General features: G+C 67.0%; 13 protein-coding genes. 2 read left to right on the top strand and 11 right to left on the bottom strand.

Annotation, left to right across the window (positions count from 1 at the left end):
- Positions 1-689, top strand: a 689-nt coding sequence (tagH, locus tag Q5H94_RS15915) for a type VI secretion system-associated FHA domain protein TagH (protein WP_304562282.1), incomplete at its 5' end; no start/stop codon positions are given.
- Positions 690-789: 100 nt separating this feature from the next.
- Here the strand turns inward: tagH and Q5H94_RS15910 are convergent.
- From Q5H94_RS15910 to tssK, 7 genes are all read right to left on the bottom strand, one after another.
- Positions 790-1,056, bottom strand: a complete 267-nt coding sequence (locus Q5H94_RS15910; RefSeq protein WP_304562281.1) for a hypothetical protein — start codon at positions 1,054-1,056, stop codon at positions 790-792.
- Between the two features lie 176 nt (positions 1,057-1,232).
- Positions 1,233-3,206: a serine/threonine-protein kinase gene (locus Q5H94_RS15905; protein WP_304562280.1), complete on the bottom strand. Its 1,974-nt coding sequence runs from the start codon at positions 3,204-3,206 to the stop codon at positions 1,233-1,235.
- Complete coding sequence (locus Q5H94_RS15900) at positions 3,203-3,970, bottom strand: PP2C family protein-serine/threonine phosphatase (protein WP_304562279.1); 768 nt, start codon at positions 3,968-3,970, stop codon at positions 3,203-3,205. Before Q5H94_RS15900 ends, Q5H94_RS15905 begins: the two co-directional genes overlap by 4 nt.
- Positions 3,971-4,498: a type VI secretion system-associated protein TagF gene (gene tagF, locus Q5H94_RS15895; protein ID WP_304562278.1), complete on the bottom strand. Its 528-nt coding sequence runs from the start codon at positions 4,496-4,498 to the stop codon at positions 3,971-3,973.
- Positions 4,495-7,977 carry a type VI secretion system membrane subunit TssM gene (gene tssM / locus Q5H94_RS15890; protein WP_304562277.1) on the bottom strand — a complete coding sequence of 1,161 codons (3,483 nt, stop codon included), beginning with the start codon at positions 7,975-7,977 and terminating at the stop codon, positions 4,495-4,497. The genes tagF and tssM overlap by 4 nt, the downstream gene beginning before the upstream one ends.
- Positions 7,978-7,990: 13 nt before the next feature.
- Entirely contained in the window at positions 7,991-9,487 is a 1,497-nt protein-coding gene (gene icmH, locus Q5H94_RS15885; protein ID WP_304562276.1) for a type IVB secretion system protein IcmH/DotU, read from the bottom strand.
- Positions 9,484-10,824 carry a type VI secretion system baseplate subunit TssK gene (gene tssK, locus Q5H94_RS15880; RefSeq protein WP_304562275.1) on the bottom strand — a complete coding sequence of 447 codons (1,341 nt, stop codon included), beginning with the start codon at positions 10,822-10,824 and terminating at the stop codon, positions 9,484-9,486. Before tssK ends, icmH begins: the two co-directional genes overlap by 4 nt.
- Before the next feature lie 120 nt (positions 10,825-10,944).
- Between tssK and Q5H94_RS15875 the strand changes: the two genes are divergently transcribed.
- Entirely contained in the window at positions 10,945-12,480 is a 1,536-nt protein-coding gene (locus tag Q5H94_RS15875) for a M23 family metallopeptidase (RefSeq protein ID WP_304562274.1), read from the top strand.
- A 196-nt stretch (positions 12,481-12,676) separates the two neighbouring features.
- Here Q5H94_RS15875 and Q5H94_RS15870 read toward each other — a convergent pair whose 3' ends face one another.
- From Q5H94_RS15870 to Q5H94_RS15855, 4 genes are all read right to left on the bottom strand, one after another.
- Complete coding sequence (locus tag Q5H94_RS15870; RefSeq protein ID WP_304562273.1) at positions 12,677-14,674, bottom strand: alpha/beta hydrolase family protein; 1,998 nt, start codon at positions 14,672-14,674, stop codon at positions 12,677-12,679.
- Between the two features lie 396 nt (positions 14,675-15,070).
- Positions 15,071-15,967: a CPBP family intramembrane glutamic endopeptidase gene (locus Q5H94_RS15865; RefSeq protein ID WP_304562272.1), complete on the bottom strand. Its 897-nt coding sequence runs from the start codon at positions 15,965-15,967 to the stop codon at positions 15,071-15,073.
- The gene (locus Q5H94_RS15860; RefSeq protein ID WP_304562271.1) at positions 15,964-16,443 is read right to left on the bottom strand and encodes a DUF4123 domain-containing protein; all 480 of its coding nucleotides are present in this window, start codon (positions 16,441-16,443) and stop codon (positions 15,964-15,966) included. Before Q5H94_RS15860 ends, Q5H94_RS15865 begins: the two co-directional genes overlap by 4 nt.
- On the bottom strand, positions 16,440-16,871 hold the full coding sequence (locus Q5H94_RS15855) for a PAAR domain-containing protein (protein ID WP_304562270.1): 432 nt from the start codon (positions 16,869-16,871) through the stop codon (positions 16,440-16,442). The genes Q5H94_RS15860 and Q5H94_RS15855 overlap by 4 nt, the downstream gene beginning before the upstream one ends.
- Between the last annotated feature and the right edge of the window lie 24 nt (positions 16,872-16,895).

Genomic DNA, 16,895 nt, shown 5'->3' with positions numbered 1-16,895 from the left:
TCCCCGGCCAGCGCCCGCCGCAAGCGCCGCCGCGCCAGGCTGCCCCGCCCCCGCCACCATCCGCACCGCCAGCGCCACCGCCGCAGGCCGCGCCCGCTGTCCCGGCCGACGCCTTCGTCGCCGCCTTCGTCAAGGCGACCGGCGTCGAGCCCGGCCAGGTCAAGGATATGTCGCCCGCCACGCTCGACCGTGCGGGGCAGCTCTTCCGCAGGCTCGTCGCCGGGCTCGTCGTGATGATCGAGGCGCGCGCGCGCGCCAAGTCGCAGATGGGTGCCGAGTCCACGAGCTTCTCTATGGACGGGAACAACCCGATCAAGTTCGCGCGCACGCCCGAGGAGGCGATGGCGGCGCTGCTCAACCCCTCGGTGCGCGGCTTCATGGAAGCGGGCGCGGCGATCGACGATGCCTATTTCGATCTCCAGTCGCACCAGATCGCGACGCTGAAGGCGATGCAGGGCGCGCTGCGCTCCACGCTCGACCGCTTCTCCCCCACCGCGATCAAGAAGCGCGCCGAAACCGGCGGGCTGATGTCGAAGATCATGCCCGGCGCGAAGGAAGCGGCGCTCTGGCAGGCCTATGAAAAGGAATTCGGCGGCGTCGCGCAGGGCTCCGACGAGGCGTTCATGGACGTGTTCGCCAAGGAGTTTCGCAAGGCGTATGACGAGCAAAACCACAAGCGAGGCAAATAGCAAAGCTATTTGCCGGTCGCGCAGCGACGCTTAAGGTCGGCCGGCGCGGGCTACGCCCGCGTCCGACGTCACGGGATTTACTCCCGTGACGGGCTGCTTGTCACTTGTGCTTGAAGGTCCAGCTCCGACCTTCAGCTTCCTCACCATTGATAAGGTACTTCATCTCGTGCGTTTCGCCGTTAGGCCAAATCACGAGCTCATGGTCGTTGATGAAGTCGACCTGAATGGCGTCTCCGCTTTCTGGGGCATTCCAGATCAACGTGAGCCTATCGCCGGGCTGCAGTTCGAAACACTCCGGCCAAGGCTCTACCGACACATAGATCGGCCCCTCTTTGTTGTTCGAGAAGGTTTGCTGAACCCTGGCCACGCTTTGGTTTACGCGGTCGTTAGTGGACTGCCTAGGTCAGAGCGGTGTTCATTCGCTCAAAGCCGTCATGGGGCTAAACCCCATGACGTCGGACGCGGGCGCGTCGCCCGCGCCGGCCGGCGGTTCGCGTCGCACTCCGCGCGAGTGGCCGGCAGCTCCGCTGCCAGCCTCGCTCCCTACTCCTTCACCTCGTCCACCGTCTTGAACCACACCATCTCCGCCTGCCACCCCTGCGCGGCGGCGGTGGAGACGAACTTGTTGGTCCAGTCCGGCCCGCGCGCGCCCAGTTGCGGCCCGATCAGATCCTTGGGGAACGGCCCCTTGCCCGTCAGCAGCAGCACGCCCGACCAGCCCGCGTGGTTCACGTCGAGCTGCATCCGGTATTTGTCGCCGCCCTGATCGGTGACGAGGCGCGGCATGTCCTTCGCGAACTTCTGGAGCTGCGGACGGCCGATCACGCCCGCATCCGGGCCGAGGAACTCGCCGTCGATCACGCCCGAAGGCTCAACGCCGACCAGCGCAAAATCCGCCTTCGGATCGGCCACGTTGATGTTCATCACCACCGTCGCCGCATTCTCGCCGGGATAGCCCGACTGGCTCGGATCGTTGGGCTGCATGCGCATCTCGAACTTGCGCTGCGGCGTGGTCAGCCGGCTCGTCGTCGGCGCGCGAATCTGGCGATAGGTGTCGAGCGCGGCGCAGCCCGATTGCGTGATCGGCGAGACTTCCTCGAAATCGATGTTCGCGCCCTCGATCTTCTGCTGCGCCAGCGCGCGGCTGATCTCGGTCTGCGCGGCACTCGGGTTGCCCGCCACGCCGGTCAGCTTCACCAGCGGGCCGCGATCCGACTTGGCGATATCGACGATCGACAGCCAGGTGCAGCTCACCGACGGCAGCGTCGCGTCGATCACGCTGCGCGCCACCTCGATCGGGTCGCGATTCTCGGCGACCTGCTGCGCCGCCGTACCGCCCGCGCCCGCGCCGCCGGTAGCGGCCGGCTTGCCGCTCAGCAGGAACCAGCCCGCCGCGCCCGCGATCGCCAGCGCCGCGACGCCGCCGCCGATCAGCAGGCCCTTGTTCGGCCCGCCCGATTCAGGAACCGGCGGTGGCGCCGGTGGCGCGGCCGAGCGCGTCAGTTCGTCGAGCACCGCATCCATCGACGCGAGGCGGTCGGCCGGGTTCGGCTTCAGCATCAGCTCCAGCACGGGGCGGATTTCCTCCGGCGCACCGGAAATGTCGACGCCCGCGCGGCGCTTGTCGACCGCGTCGACCAGGCTGCCGCCCATCTGCACGTTGCGGCCGAGCGAGATCGCCAGGATCACCAGCGCCAGGCTGTAGACGTCGGTCCACGGCCCGATCGTCCGCCCGAAATCGCCGAGCTGTTCGGGCGCCACATAGTTGAGTTTGCCCGCGAACCCGTCGCCGACGATCGTCGCCGTGCCGGGATCGAGATCCTTGGCGATGCCGAAGTCGATGATCTTCGCGCGCGCCAGCTTGCCGTCCTCGAGCAGCACGTTGTCGGGCGAGATGTCGCGGTGGATCGCGCCGAGCTGATGCGCCGCGCGCAGGCCCGATGCGAGCCGCCGCAGCAGCGCGGTCAGCTCGGCCGGCGTCGGCGCGACCTGCCCCAGCACGTCGGCAAGGTTCGATCCGTCGATATATTCGGTGACGATGTAGAGCACGCCGAGCTGCGGCTCCTGCGCCAGCACGCGGTACTGGACCAGCGCCTCGTGCTGCAGTTTCGTCAGCGTGCGCGCTTCCTTGCGGAACATCGAGATGACGTTGGGGTCCGCCGCCAGCGCGGGCAGCATCACCTTGATCGCGACGCGCTCGTCGGAATTGACGTTGCTGCCCTCGAACACCTCGCCCATGCCGCCGCGGGCGATGAAGCGCTTTACCTCGAAGATATGGTTGAGCACGTCGCCGACCTGGATGCCCTTGCCGTCGGTGCGCGGCGCGAACGACGTGACATTCGCCTCGATCGAGGTGGTGCCGGTCGGCGGGAAGGACGTCGGCGGTGCCGAATAGGGCTCGGCCGGAGGCGGCGGCGTCTGCTCGCGCGGCGGCAGCGATCCGCCTGCCGGGATGAAGACGGTCTTGGGCTCTTCGCCCTCGTTGCCAGGGGGCTGGTCCGGGGTGTCGCCGTTCATGACAGGATCGATCCGATTGGAGTGTTCAGCGAAAGCATCGTCGTCTCGTTGAGGCCGACGATCGCGATGGTGACATTGTCGGGCGCGCCGCGGTCGAGCGTCATCTGCGTGAGCTTCTCGCGCGCTTCCTCGTGATTGGGGGTGGTCGAGAGGATCTCGGCGATCTCCGCATCGCTCACCTGCCCGGTCAGCCCGTCGCTGCACAGCAGGAAGACGTCGCCCGGCTCGGCCTCGTCGGCGATCGCATCGACCTCGACATCGGCCTGCACGCCGACCGCGCGGGCCAGCACGTGGCTCATCGGATGGCCTTCGGCATCCTCGGGCCGCATCAGGCCGCGATCGACCATCTCCTGAACCTGCGTGTGATCCTTGCTGATCTGGATGAGCTGCCCATGCCGCAGCAGATAGCCGCGGCTGTCCCCCACCCACAGCACGCAGAACCGCCGCCCGGTGACGTGCAGCGCGACGACGGTCGATCCCATCTGGATGTCGCGCGCGGTCGCCTCGCTGAAGACCTCTTCGTTGGCGCGGTGGATGGCGTCGGCGATGGCGTGACAGGCCGCGTCGAAATCCGCCGGCACCGGCAGCTTGCCGAGCGCGGCGACGATCGCCGCCGACGCCCATTCGCCGTTCTCATGTCCGCCCATGCCGTCGGCAACCGCCCACAGCCGGATATCCGGGCCGTCGCAGAACGCATCCTCGTTGTTGGTGCGCACGCGCCCCACGTGGGTTCCGACCGTACTGTCTATTCTCAGGTCGTTCACTTAGGCAGTCTTCCGTTTGGCGAGCATCGTTCGAAACAGGTTGTAGGGCCGTGCGCCCTCCAAGGAAACAGGGTCGAAGTCGTCCCCGCCGAGCGTCCACCAGAAGGATTGCTCGACGATCTCCTCCCCCGGCTCGGCGGGCAGCGCCCGCGCGGCTGCGAACAAGGTGTCGGCATCCCAGCCGCCCCCCAGCGCCTCGTACAGCAGGGCCTCGCACGCCTCGGCCGCGCCAGGTGCGCGGTCATCGCTGAGCCCGGTCAGTGCGACGAGGATCGGGAAGCGGCGACCGGCGGAATCGATCGACGGCGCAATCGCCCCCGCCGACCATGCTTCGCCCTCCGGCGCCACGAAGCGCCACGGCGGCGCGACATCGTAGTGATCGACGAAATCGTCGCCGAGCATGTCGCGCGCCTGGCTGAGCGAATCCGACAGCCAGAGGTCGAGCGCGTCGCGATCCGCCGCACCGATGCCGCGCGCCACGAAATCGCCGTGCGCGGGGAGCTTTCCGAACAGGCGCGCCTCGATCAAAGCACGCTCGGGCAGCGGAACGACCAGATGCCGCCGCGGCTGAAAGGATTCTGCTCGGTCGGCAACTGGACGAGGAACACGGCCGATGCATTGCCCTCGCCGAACGTCACCTTGATCGCCTTGGGCCCCGAGTTTTCCTTGGTCGCCAGGTCCATCAGCTTGAACAGCGCCCAGGGCCCCTCGGTCTCGAACGTCTTGAGCTGCGTCGGGGCCGCCCCCGCTGCGCCGCCCGCCTTGTTGAGCGTCACCGCTGCCTCGGGCAGGCCGCTCAGCGTCCACTGGATCGGCTTGGCCGCGTTGCCGGGCGCGGTGAAGGTATAGGTCGCGCCCCCGCTCGAGATCACCACCGATCCGACGTCGCTGCCCATCTTCACCAGGCTGACCTTGAGCGGCAGGCCACCCGCCAGCAGGTCGCGGATCTGCGATGCCTTGGTGAACTGTTCCGGGCTCGCCGGGTCGAGCGTCGCCGCGACGGGATCGTCCGCCTTCCAGCGCGCCACCGGCCCGGTCACGTCCATCAACGGTTTCAGCCGCTGCTGCGTGAAGCTGTCGAGCACCCCGCCCGCGCCGAACACGCGCATGACATCAACTGTCGCCGCATCCGCTGCGGCGCCGCCGAAAAAAGGGTAGTGCTCCTGCGCGACCTCCTGGCAGGCTGGAAGGACGGCGGTCTTGTACCCGTCGGAAACCGCACCGGTCACTGCGCTGACCTGCGCGCTGGTGCCGCCGCCCGCCGCCCCGGCCGTGAAGCTCTGCAACTGCGGCGGGGCTCCGGCCGAAAGCGCCTTCACCTTGGCCATCGCCGCCGCCATCGCCGCCTGGCTGGCATCGGCGCCGCCACCGCCGCCGACCGATTGCGCGGCAAGCAACGCCGGCCCCGCCTCCTTGATCGCGGCGGTGAAGTCGTCGATCGGGCCGGGCGATTTCTCGTCGCCGACATAATCATGCACCGGCTCGAAATAGTTGGTGATCTCCTCGCCGGCATCGAGCCCCATCGCGCGGCCACCGTTGAAATCGGTGGAAAGCCGCCCGATCGCGCTGCGGTTGAGCTGCTGGCGCATCACGCGCTTCGCACCCGCCTGCACGCCGCCCGCGAAGATCGTGTTCTTGCGCAGTTCCAGCAGCACGCGCTTCAGCGGCGACGGCATCTTGGTCATCGCGCCGAATGCGGCGGTGTTGGAGAAATAGTTCGCGGGCTGCATCACCTTGATGACGTTCTCCCACGCCGCGATATAATCCTTGGCATAGCGGCCTGCGACACCCGGGCGGAGATTGCTCATCTCCTCCTTCATGCCGCCGGTGTTCGCGTCGGATCCCATCACCCACAGATCGCGCTTCAAATCCTCCTGCACGGTCGCGAGGCCGAGCGTGTAGGTCTTTTCGAAGCCGCCGCGCGTGAAGAAATACGGCACGCGCGTGTTCAGCACCTGGTCGGGATTGGCGAAGGCGATCGCATCCCCCTGCGACAGGATATCGGCGACCAGCCAGTCCGGGCCGGCGGTCATCGCCTTCTGCTTCATCACGGCATAGGCGCGGTCGCCCATCGACAGCGTGCCGATCGCGGCGCGCGCCTGCGCCACCATCGCGCCGTCGACCGGGGGCTTGCGGCCCGGCCACACGCTGGCGAGATCCTTGTCGCCGAGCAGCACGGTAAGGTGATTGGCCAGCCCGTCGCGCTCGACCTGGCTGTCGGCACCCGGATAGACCGTCGTCGCCCAGTCGGACTTCACCCAGGAAGCGACCGCCTTCGCGTCCATCGGCCCCTGCTGGCCGAGTTCGAGATAGACCTTGAGCGGCTCGTACAGCTTCATCGGGTCGCCCCCGCTCGCCTGCATGAACTGCTCGAGCCGGATCATCAGGCGCGGCAGGAAGATGCGGCGCAGCGCCTCGCGGTACGTCTCCTCCGCCTGCTGGCTGAGGCTGCTCTGGTAGAGGCCGAAGGTCATGCTGAGCGGAGGCCCGCCGTTCTGGCGATCGGCATAGCCGCGCGGCAGGTTGCGCAACAATTGCAACGCGGGCAGCGCCGCGCGCAGATCGGGATCGCCCTCGCGCACCTGCTTCAGGTCGATGCCGGCGTCCTTCAGCGCGACCTGCGCCGCCTGCGTCTTGACGATCAGATCCTGCTGGAAAGCGCGATTGGCGAAGAAGCTCATCGTCCATAGCGCAAGCGTGATGACGACCACCGCAGCCACCCCGGCGAGCGCGCCGACGAGCTGCGTCCGCTGTCGCGCCCGCGCGCGCGGGTCCATCGTGACGAGGCCGGCTTCGGGGAACATCACCTCGGTCAGCAGGCGGTTGAGGAAATAGGCGCGGCCGGAGCCGCCCTGGCCCGAACGAACCTGCGCGGGGCGGTCGAACACGTCGGCCATGCCCGACATGATGCGGTCGAGCGGTGCGCCTTCCTGCACGCCGCTGGTCAGGTAGAAGCCGCGCATCGTGCCGACCTGTTCGTCGCCCGACACCATGGCGCCCTCGACGAAGCGCATCAGCCGTGCGCGCAGCGACTGTACCTGCGACGGAAAGCCGAGCAGCAGGCTGCGGCGCAGCGGATCGACTTCCTCGAACACGCGCTTGGCCTGCCGGTCCGCGACCGCCTGCGCCATCTCGTCGAACGCGCGCGCCAGCACCTCGCCGTTCGGGCGGCCGCTCTTGTAGTCGCAGGTAGAGCCGAGCACCGAACGCCGGCCCTCGACGTCGAGATCGTCGAAATATTCGATGAAGCCGGCCAGCAGATCGGCCTTGGTCAGCATCACGTACACCGGCGCCGAAACCTCGAGCTCCTTGCGCAGCTCGACCAGCCGGCGGCGCACCGCGCGCGCGTGGCTGTCGATCCGCTCGACGTCGCTCGCGATCAGCTCGTCGACACCGATCGCGACGATGATGCCGTTGACCGGCTGCAACGGGCGATGCTTCTTGAGCAGGCCGAGGAACGAGGTCCAGCCCTTGCTGTCGACCTGATAGTCCGAATCCTGCGTGGTGTAGCGCCCGGCGGTGTCGATCATCACCGCTTCGTCGGCGAACCAGAAATCGAGGTTGCGGGTTCCCCCGACGCCCTTCACCGCATTGTCGGCGAAGGGGAAGCGCAGGCCGGAGTTGAGCAGCGCCGTCGTCTTGCCCGCCCCCGGAGGTCCGATAATGACGTACCATGGCCGCGTGTAGAGATAGTCGCGCTTCTTGCCCGCGCCGGTCTTGAGCTGGCCGAGCGCATCCTGCATCCGCTTGGCGAGCGCCTTGCCTTCCTCATCGGCGGCGTTCGGCCCGGCGAGCTCGGCGGCGAGCGCGGCGGCCGCCTTCTTCGCCTTGCGCACGCGCAGGAACGCGAAGATCCCCCACACGCCGAAGATGACAAGCACGCACAGCGCGCGGATATACCAGGGGTTGAAGAACGCGACGAGGAACGGCAGCCCGACCGCGAAGACGAGCGACAGCAGCACGCAGCACAGGATGGTGATGAACCACCAGCTCTTGAAGAATTTCACGTCGCCAGCCCCCTCAGTAGACGCGCGGCACGATGACTTCGACGCGGCGGTTCTGCGATTTGCCCGCCGCGGTCGAATTCGGTGCGATCGGCACGGTATCCCCCATGCCCTTGGTCACGACCCGCGCCGGATCGCCGATCGCGGTGCGGATGATCTTGCCGACCGTCTCCGCGCGCGCCTGCGACAGCGCCATATTGTCCTGGAAGGGCGATGCGCTGGACAGCTTGTCGGTATCGGCATGGCCCTCGATCGAGACCGTGCCCTTCTCGTCCTTCACCGCGTCGCCGATCTTCTGGAACAGCGCCTCGCGGCCCGGCGCCAGCACGTCGGAACCCGATTCGAAGAGCTGGCCCACGGTGGTGCGCACGCGAACCGTCTGGCCGTCCTCGACCACGGTCACTTCCTTGGCGGCGATCTCGTTGGCGAGGAAGGTCTTGAGCTTGCTCGATTGCGCGCCCTCGCTCGGCGGCATCGCGGCGGCGGGGCGCGACATGCTCAGCCGGTCCTCGGGCATCGTCCCCGACAGCGCCTGATACGGCGCATCGGCCGTCGACATCAGGATCAGCCGCAGGATGATGTAGACGACCAGCAGGAACGCGAGCGCAGCGGCGGCGGCGAGCGCGATGATGCTCCAGAAGCCGAGCTTGCCGACCGGTGCCTTCTCCCCGCGCCAGCGCGGCGACATTTCCATCATCGACAGCGAGCGGACGTGCTGGAGCGCGCCGTGCAGCCGCGTCATGATCTCGTGCAGGCGGCGCTTGCCGTCGGGCATCACGCGGAAGCGGCCCTCGAACCCGGAGGCGAGGCAGGCGTGATACAGCTCGATGATGTCGAGATTGTCGGCCGGCGTGCGCAGCATGTCGTCGACGAGTTGCCAGAAACGGTCGCCGCCGATATTCTCCTGGAAGAACTGGACCACCATGGACCGGCGCGCCCATTCCGCGCCGTCGGTGCCGACGCTCGGCAGGTTCTGCGCGATATCGTCGATCGTCGCGCACACGGCGTATTTTGCGCGCTGGCGCGTCTCCTCGCTGTAATGCGGCTGGATGGCACGGTCGAACTGCGCGATCAGCGCGGTCGCTTCCTTGTGGAACTGCGGCATCGGCGCGCGGATGCGGCCGGCGCGGATCCCGGCGGCGAGCGCGAGCACCGGCCCCGCTTCCGTCAGCATGATGTTGCGCACGGTGCGCGGCGTGGCGGGCAGCGGCACGTCGTCCTCGGCGAGGCGCGACGGCGCGAACGACGCCGCCTGCGGCCCCTGGCCCGATCGCGACATCGGCGGCGGCGCGGCATAGCCCGGCGTCTCCTGCACCGGCGGCGCATAGGCGGGCGGCGCGGGCGGCGTGCCGAAGCCCTGCGGCGCGCCCCAGGCGGGCTGCTGCGGAGGCGGCGGAGCGCCCCAGCCCTGCTGCTGCGCGGGCGGCGGCTCGCCCCCGCCCTGCTTCAGGCCCTGCAGCGGAGACGGCCGGAAGACCGTCTTGTTGCCCCCACCGCTATTGTCTCCGCTCATCTACCCGACCTCTTCACGCACCAGAGTTCCATCTTGAGCTGCGGCCAGTCGCCCGCGACGTGCAGGCCGAGCGCGGGGGCCGAGGCGAAGTCGCGCCAGTCGGGCACGCCGCGATCCAGCTCGAAATAGACGTAGCCGGGCAGCACGCGAAGCTGCGGCGGCGGCGTCGGCGTATGCCGCAGCGGCACGCCGGGCAGCGCCGAGTCCACGATCTGCCGCATCTTGGTGATCGACCCGATCTTGGCGACCGCCGGGAACAGCCCGCGGATCTCCTCGACCGGCGACGCCGCGTTGACCGCGAGGTAGAAATAGCCGGTCGTGTAGAGGTTGTGATCGGTGATCTTCGACACGTACGCGCCGGGCCCCGCATTCTCGAGCGGCATCTGGATCGCGGAGCGTTCGAACACCGCCGCCAGCATCGACTGCAGCAGGTCGATCACCGGATCGAAACACGCCTGCGGGTTCTCGTGATCGTAGAGCGGCAGCGGCGGTGCCTTGCGGTCGAGCCGGATCAGCGTGGCAAGCTCGCCCGCCATCGAGATGAACGTCTCGTACAGCCGCTCGGGATGCACCACCGGCAACGCCTCGATATGCGTCAGCACCGGCAGCCACTTGTTGAGCGCCTGCAGCAGCAGGAAGCTCGCAAAGGTCTCGGCACCACCATCGGTCGCCTCGACCGCGCGCACTGCCAGCTCGTCGGCGCGCTGCGTCGCGCGGCCGGCGATGTCGGTGATGACGCCGCGCAGCCGCTGCGCCGCCGCGAAGGAAAGCGTCGGCGGAATGAAGCGGTCGTCGAACATCAGCCGCTTGTTCTGCACCTCGCGCACGCGCGCGACGCCCAGCGTCACGCGGCCATAGGTCTGGTCGCGCGTCACGCCGAACTGCAGATTGGGACGGCCATATTCGATCGGTTCGGTCGTCCGGTCGTCGGAAAAGGCGTCCGCGGTCTCGCTCTCGTCGACGACGAAGCGCGCCTCCAGCGTGCGCTCGCCCGCCTCGCGGAATTCGGTCGCGCCGAGCTGCTGCGCGGGCAGCGTCAGGTACAGCACCGCCTCGCGCGCATCGGCGGGCACGTCGAGCGGCGGCGGCGGCGGAATGTCGTCGGGAATCGAGAACGGCGTGCCGTCGGGCATCACGCCGCTGGCGCGCACCACGCCGAACTTGCCGAGCGAGGCGAGGTCTTCATTGACGACGAGATCGGTGAAGCCCCACGGCCACGGCCCCATGCTGTCGACGCGCGCCCGGACCTGCGCGTCGATGAATCGATCCTGCGCCTGGAAATGCTGGGGACGAAGGAACATCCCCTCCCGCCAGGCGACTCGATTCTTTCCGGCCATGTATCTTCGCCCCCTCTTCAGCGCAGCTAAGCACAGCTTCATTCGCCTATAAAGGCGGCTTGCCGTTCGTCACTCTAATTGTGATAGGGAAAGCGAAACAATGTTTGGGCGGGACTAAGAATGGGCGCGCACGGCGACGACGATACGTCGTTCAATCCCAAGACGTGGCTGTCTTCGTCCGATCCCGAACCTCCCGCCGACAAGACTCCGCCGCCCGCGACCAAGAATACGTCCGGCGACGAACCGTCGTTCGACCTGCGCAGTTGGGGCAACAGCGCCGAACCCGCGCCTCCGCCGCCGCCCGCACCCGCTCCGCCGCCGCCGCCTTCGGCTGCCCCCCCGCCCCCCGCCGACCCGGGCGCCGCGACGCGCAAGACGCGCCTGCTGCTCGCAAGCGGCTCTTGCGCCGTGCTGCTTGCCGTCGGTGCGGGTGTGGCCTTCGTCGCGCGGCCCGGTGTCATTGGCAGCAAGACCGTGCAGGCCGCCGACGCGGCCGTCGCCAACGCCACCGGCCCGGTCGATCCCGAGGCCGTCGCCACCACCGGCCCCGCCGTGCCGAGCAGGCGCACCCTTGTCGTCGGCAGCGCGGCGGAGATCGTCGATGCGCTCAAGGCCGCGGGCGTCATGCCGCGCGACATCGAATCGATCCGCAAGGCCTCGGTCGTGTTCGGCGACACCGCCGGGGAGATCAAACTCGCCTTCGACATCCAGGGCCCGGACGGCAACGCCCAGCTCCTCAACTTCGAGGCCACCCGCGCCGACGGCTCGGGCGTCACCCTCACGCGCGGCGCGGACGGCAATTTCGGATCGAAAGCGATCTCGGCAGACCTGGAAACCAAGATCAAGGTCGTGCGCGGCGAGCTCGACGGCACCAGCTTCTACACCTCGGCCGTCACCGCCGGCGTGACGGACAGCCTGATCGGCGATTTCGCCAACGCCTTCAGCTTCGATTTCGACATGCAGCGCGAAGTCGCGCCCGGCGACATCTTCGAGGCGGCGTTCGAACAGGCCTACAACCCCTCGGGCGAGGCGGTCGGCGTACCCAAATTGCTCTACGTCTCGCTGCAGACCGCCGCCAAGTCGCGCGCGCTCTACCGTTTCCTCGCGCCTGGCGAGAAGGAGCCGAAATGGTATGACGGCAACGGCAAGAGCACGCAGCGCGCGCTGATGCGCACCCCCGTCGATGCCGCGCGCATCTCATCCGGCTTCGGCTGGCGCGTGCATCCGGTGCTCGGCTACATGAAGCTCCACAAGGGCACCGACTTCGCCGCGCCGATCGGCACGCCGATCTACGCCTCGGGCGACGGCGTCGTCGTCTGGGCGGCGATGAAGGGCCCCAACGGAAACCTCACCAAGATCCAGCACGACAATGGCTGGATGACTTTGTATCTCCACCAGAAATTGTTCATGCCCGGCATCGTCCCCGGCGCGCGCGTCCATCAGGGCGAGAAGATCGGCGAGATCGGCCTCACCGGCCGCACCACCGGCCCGCACCTCCACTATGAGGTCCACATCAACGGCGAACCCGTCAATCCGCTCGAGATCGACATGAGCGCGGGCGGCGGCGTGCAGAAGGGGCTGGAAGGCCCGGCGCTGGCGGCGTTCGTCAAGGAACGGAACCGGATCGATAAATCCCGGGCGAGCGCAGCCAATTAACGCCGTTACTTGGCGGTGCGCGAAGCGCAGCGCTCGACCCGGCCGGCGGGTCGTGCGCAGCAACGAACCCGGCCGACGGCTTCGCCGTCGGCACCGCTGCTAACACTCGCCTACAGTCAGCCGACGATCTTCAGTAGGGAGCCTCAATTCGATATGCGTTGCCGTCCGGCGACAATTCTCGAAAACGCGAAGCATCCTATTTGCTCTGCCCGGAAGCGGCCCCTGTCGATGCCGGAGACGCAACTGGATCGGCTGGGTTGTACTTTTCGACGAATGCGGCCGCCGCCTGCAACATCGCCAGCCGGGTCTCACTCCTGGATAGCCAGTGATCTTCGCTGCGTAACGTAACGAACTCGACCGTCTTTCCCTGGCGGCGCAGCGCCGCGGCCATATCCTTGCTCTGATCATAGCGCACGACGGTATCGTCCTTGCCATGGACAAGCAGGACCGGCGCCGTGACCCTGTCAACGAAACGAATGGGTGAGATGGCGGCCAGATTCCTGCCCGATCCGACTTCCTGCGCCAGACTACGGATCAACGTACGGTCGCCGCCGCTTTCGTCGCGATCAGTTGCTACCATCTTCGCGACATCGCTGACCCCCGCAACCGCGACGGCACAGCGATAGAGACCTTGCTGCAGCGTGACACCGGCAAGTGCAGCATACCCTCCATAGCTGGCGCCCATGATACAGGCTCGCTTTGGATCAGCGATGCCTTGCTGCACCAGAAACGCCAGGCCGTCCGAGATGTCGGTCTGCATCTTGAGGCCCCACTCTCCGTTGCCGGCGTGCCGGAAGGCCGCGCCATACCCGGTGGAACCCCGGAAATTCGGCTGCAGTACCGCATAGCCGCGCGCGGCGAACGCCTGCGCCCACCAGTCGAAACCGACCGTGTCATGTGCGGCGGGACCGCCATGCGGGAAAAGCAACACGGGCAGTCCCTTGGCCTCTCGACCGGCTGGCAAGGTAAGCACGCCGGCGATCTCCGTACCGTCGCTCGCTTTGTACCGTATCATCTTGACCGGCCCGACCTCGGCAGCCGGTACGACGTAGGATTGTCCGATCGGTCGAGCATCGCCGCTTTTGATGTCAACGAGCCACCAAGTTTGCGGATCATCGCGACCGTCGGTCACGGCGATCAGCTTGTTGAAGCCATCGTTCCAGTCGGCCAGCGTCACTACGGACCCAGGAAAAGCCTTGAGCGTAGCGTTTGCGATCTTCTGCTGCCGCTGATCGAAGAAATGATATTCGGGAGCGTCGCCGGCAGGGCTGTAACCGAGGAACTGGCCGGTATGTTGATCGAAGAAGCTACGCTCGATCTCCACATTTCCCAATATTTCACTAGATGCGCCACCGTCGAGCGGCACTTCGATCCAGTGACTTGCCCCACTCTCATCGTCGGTTGTTCCGTAGATCAGGGTCGTGCCCTTGCTTCCCAGTCCGACGAGATCGATGCCACCGAATCTGCTTCTGCCCGTCGCAATCTTGTGGCCCGCTCCGTTCTCGATAGTCCAGCTTCCGCTATTCGATACGAAGTCGAGCGTCGCACCGATGCCGCCCGACGAATTGATCAGCCAGCTACGAAAGACGTCATCTTCAGCGTGCAGCCCGATCATGCGGGAGGAACCAGTATCGAGATCAACCTCGAAAAGGGCGGGTTTGGTGCTAACGAGGTATCGTTCGGTCTTTCCGCCGCCCTCGAGCGTGATCGCGCTGAAATACCCATACCATTTGCCGCCACGCTGACGCACGCCGTAGAAGCCCCGCACCCCTCCGGTCACGGCGGATTTTCCCTGAAAAACGGACCAAATCTTCTGGCCCTGTCCAAGCGGCACGACGATGGCGGAATACAGTTCCGCCTTGTCGGCGGTGAAACCAAGGCCGAGCGCGACCGTATCCGACTTGTAGATGATGACCCGGTCATCGCCGGCCCAGAACAGGTCTCGGATCTTCACTTGCCCCAGAGGAAGCGTAAAGATCGCCTCGGCGTTTTTGCCAGTCACCACCAGACGGCGCTGATCTCCAATCGTTCCGATGATCGCGACCAGATCGCCGGATGGAGAGATCGCTGCCCGTTCGAAGCCCGGCATTTGGCCATACACCGAAAGAGGCGTGACTGCCGCACTTGCTTGCGCAGCAGCAAGGTCGAACAGGCAGAGTAGCGCAAACGATAGTATCGCCAGAAAACGCTTCACGGCATCTCCCCCTCTTTTTCGCGCAGCTTAAGATCGCTTCAGGGCGCTTACAATTTATTTGCTGCGGCTTTTCCGTCGAAGGCAGCAGGTCGCCGCCCCATCAGCCCTGTTCCCGGCGCGGGCTCCAAAGTCCGCTTTCCATCCAAAGCAGACTCCGCTGTCCTACAGGCACCCGCCCGCGCTATCGTCGCCATCGCTCTTTCTCACCGTCGACTCGCCCGTCCCGCCTACCGCTCCCGAACGTGTCGAAGGGGTGCGGATCGGTGTCACCTTCGTGTGACTTCCTGCGCTCGATTGGTGCAAAATCGGAAACGATCGCGCCTTACAGTTTCGATTCAGGCGTCAATCTGTCAAGCGAGCTATCGCTCTGGGCGTCGTTGCCGCCTCGTTGCCGCGCTACTCGGCGCGCTCCAGCCGGTTCCGCACCAGCAGCACCAGCGGCACGACCAGCGCCACCAGCGTCAGCGTCATCGCGATGCTGGCATTGAGGCCTTCGGTCGATCCGCCCCAGCTTTTCGGGCCGAACAGCTCGAAGTTGAAAAGCGATCCGAACGTGCCGACGCCGGGGTTCGGGTCGAGCCCGAGGATCATCTGCTCCGCGCCGTTCCACGCGAAATGCGCCGCCACTGCGCCGAGGATGCCGCGCCCGTACGCCGCGAGGATGCCGAACAGCAGCCCGCCGAGGAACAGGTTGGCGAAGGTGATGATCGCGCGCTCCTCGCCCAGACTGTGCAGCACGGAGAAAGCGAGCGCCGCCACGAAGATCGCGACCGGCGGCCCCCACGCCTTCGCAAACGTGCGCTGCAGCCAGCCGCGGAAATAGACTTCCTCCGCCGCGCTCTGCAACAGGATCAGCGCCGCGCCCCAGGCCAGCATCGCCGCCGAATTGGCATGTGGCGGGCCGAGCTTCAGCGATCCGACGATGCCGGCATAGCCCGCCGTCACCGTCACGCCGAACAGGCCGACGAACAGGCCGAGGCCGAGCATCGCCAGCGGCCGCCGCCCCGGCTTCAGCGCGTTGACGCCGCACAGCGCACCGCCGATCACGCCGACGATCAGCAGCGCGCCGTAGATCGCGGCGGTGAACACCGTCTCGACGATCGCCGGCGTCGCCGCACTGTCGAGCTTGACCAGCACCGGCTCGATCGCGGTCGGCCCGTAGAGGATCACCCCCGATGCGATCGCCAGCCCCGCGATCAGCGCAACGCCCGCGCGGACGTGCTTCGCCACCCCGGTCGTCGCTGCGGCCTTGTCGGCCGTGACCGGCGGCACCGCCGCCGCAGTCGCGTTCATTCGAATTCCCCTATCGGCGTATCGCCGTCGAACAGATGCCCGCCGCGCAGCCGGAACACATGGTCCTTGCCCTCGACCTCGATCGCATATTGCCGCACGCCGTCGAACCATTCCTCGATCTGCTCGGGCGGCGCGCTCGTCAGATAGGTCTTGAACACGCGCGGATCGTAGAAGCGGAACATCACCGTGGACGCATCGGGCATCCGCACCTGCATGAACTTGCGGAAGTGGCGGCGCAGATCGGCAAGTTGCAGGTCCGATTCGACCAGGATGCCCCAATTCTTGCCGGCGCCGTGGTGCCGCCAGATATTCAGCAGCGGCTCCTGCTCGTCGATGCGCACGATATGCGGCGACGCCACCACCAGCGCGGGGTCGACATTGCCCGCGAACAGGCACTCGCGGTCGCGGCATTGCAGGATCAGGCCGTAGAGGCGCGAATCCTGGGCCGTGTCGATCAGCGCAAACCAGTCGCTCAATTGCAGATCTCGTTGAAGGGCTTGCCGTCCTTGGCCGATGCGACCAGCGCCTTGGCCTGCGCTTGCGGGTTGGTCGGCGTCGCCATGCCGTCCGCGCTCATGCCCGCGCCGCCGCCGCCGCCTGCGCCCCCGTTGCCGCTCTCGCCGATCAGCACCGTGAAGAAGCCGAGGATGATCTTGCCACCATGCACGGTCGGGTCGCCCATCCGCGCGGCCATCTTGAAATTGGCGAGCACCGTCGGCGATCCCATCGCGATCGCATCGGGCGGGCCGACGCAGGTACACATATCGAACTGCCCGGCCTGCGGCAGGAAGCCGGTGAGGATCGTCGGCGCGCATGGCGGCAGGATCGGGCCGCCGACATGCGGCACCACGCCCGTCACCATCGGGCAGACATGCATGTCGGTAACGCGGGCTGCGGGCGGCATCAGATCACTCCCGAAAAGCGTTGG

Origin of the sequence: Sphingomonas immobilis, assembly GCF_030580995.1 — a bacterium.
GTDB classification, from domain to species: domain Bacteria; phylum Pseudomonadota; class Alphaproteobacteria; order Sphingomonadales; family Sphingomonadaceae; genus Sphingomonas; species Sphingomonas immobilis.
The sequence above is the reverse complement of the archived record's forward strand: the minus strand, read 5'-3'. Positions and strand labels throughout refer to the sequence as shown.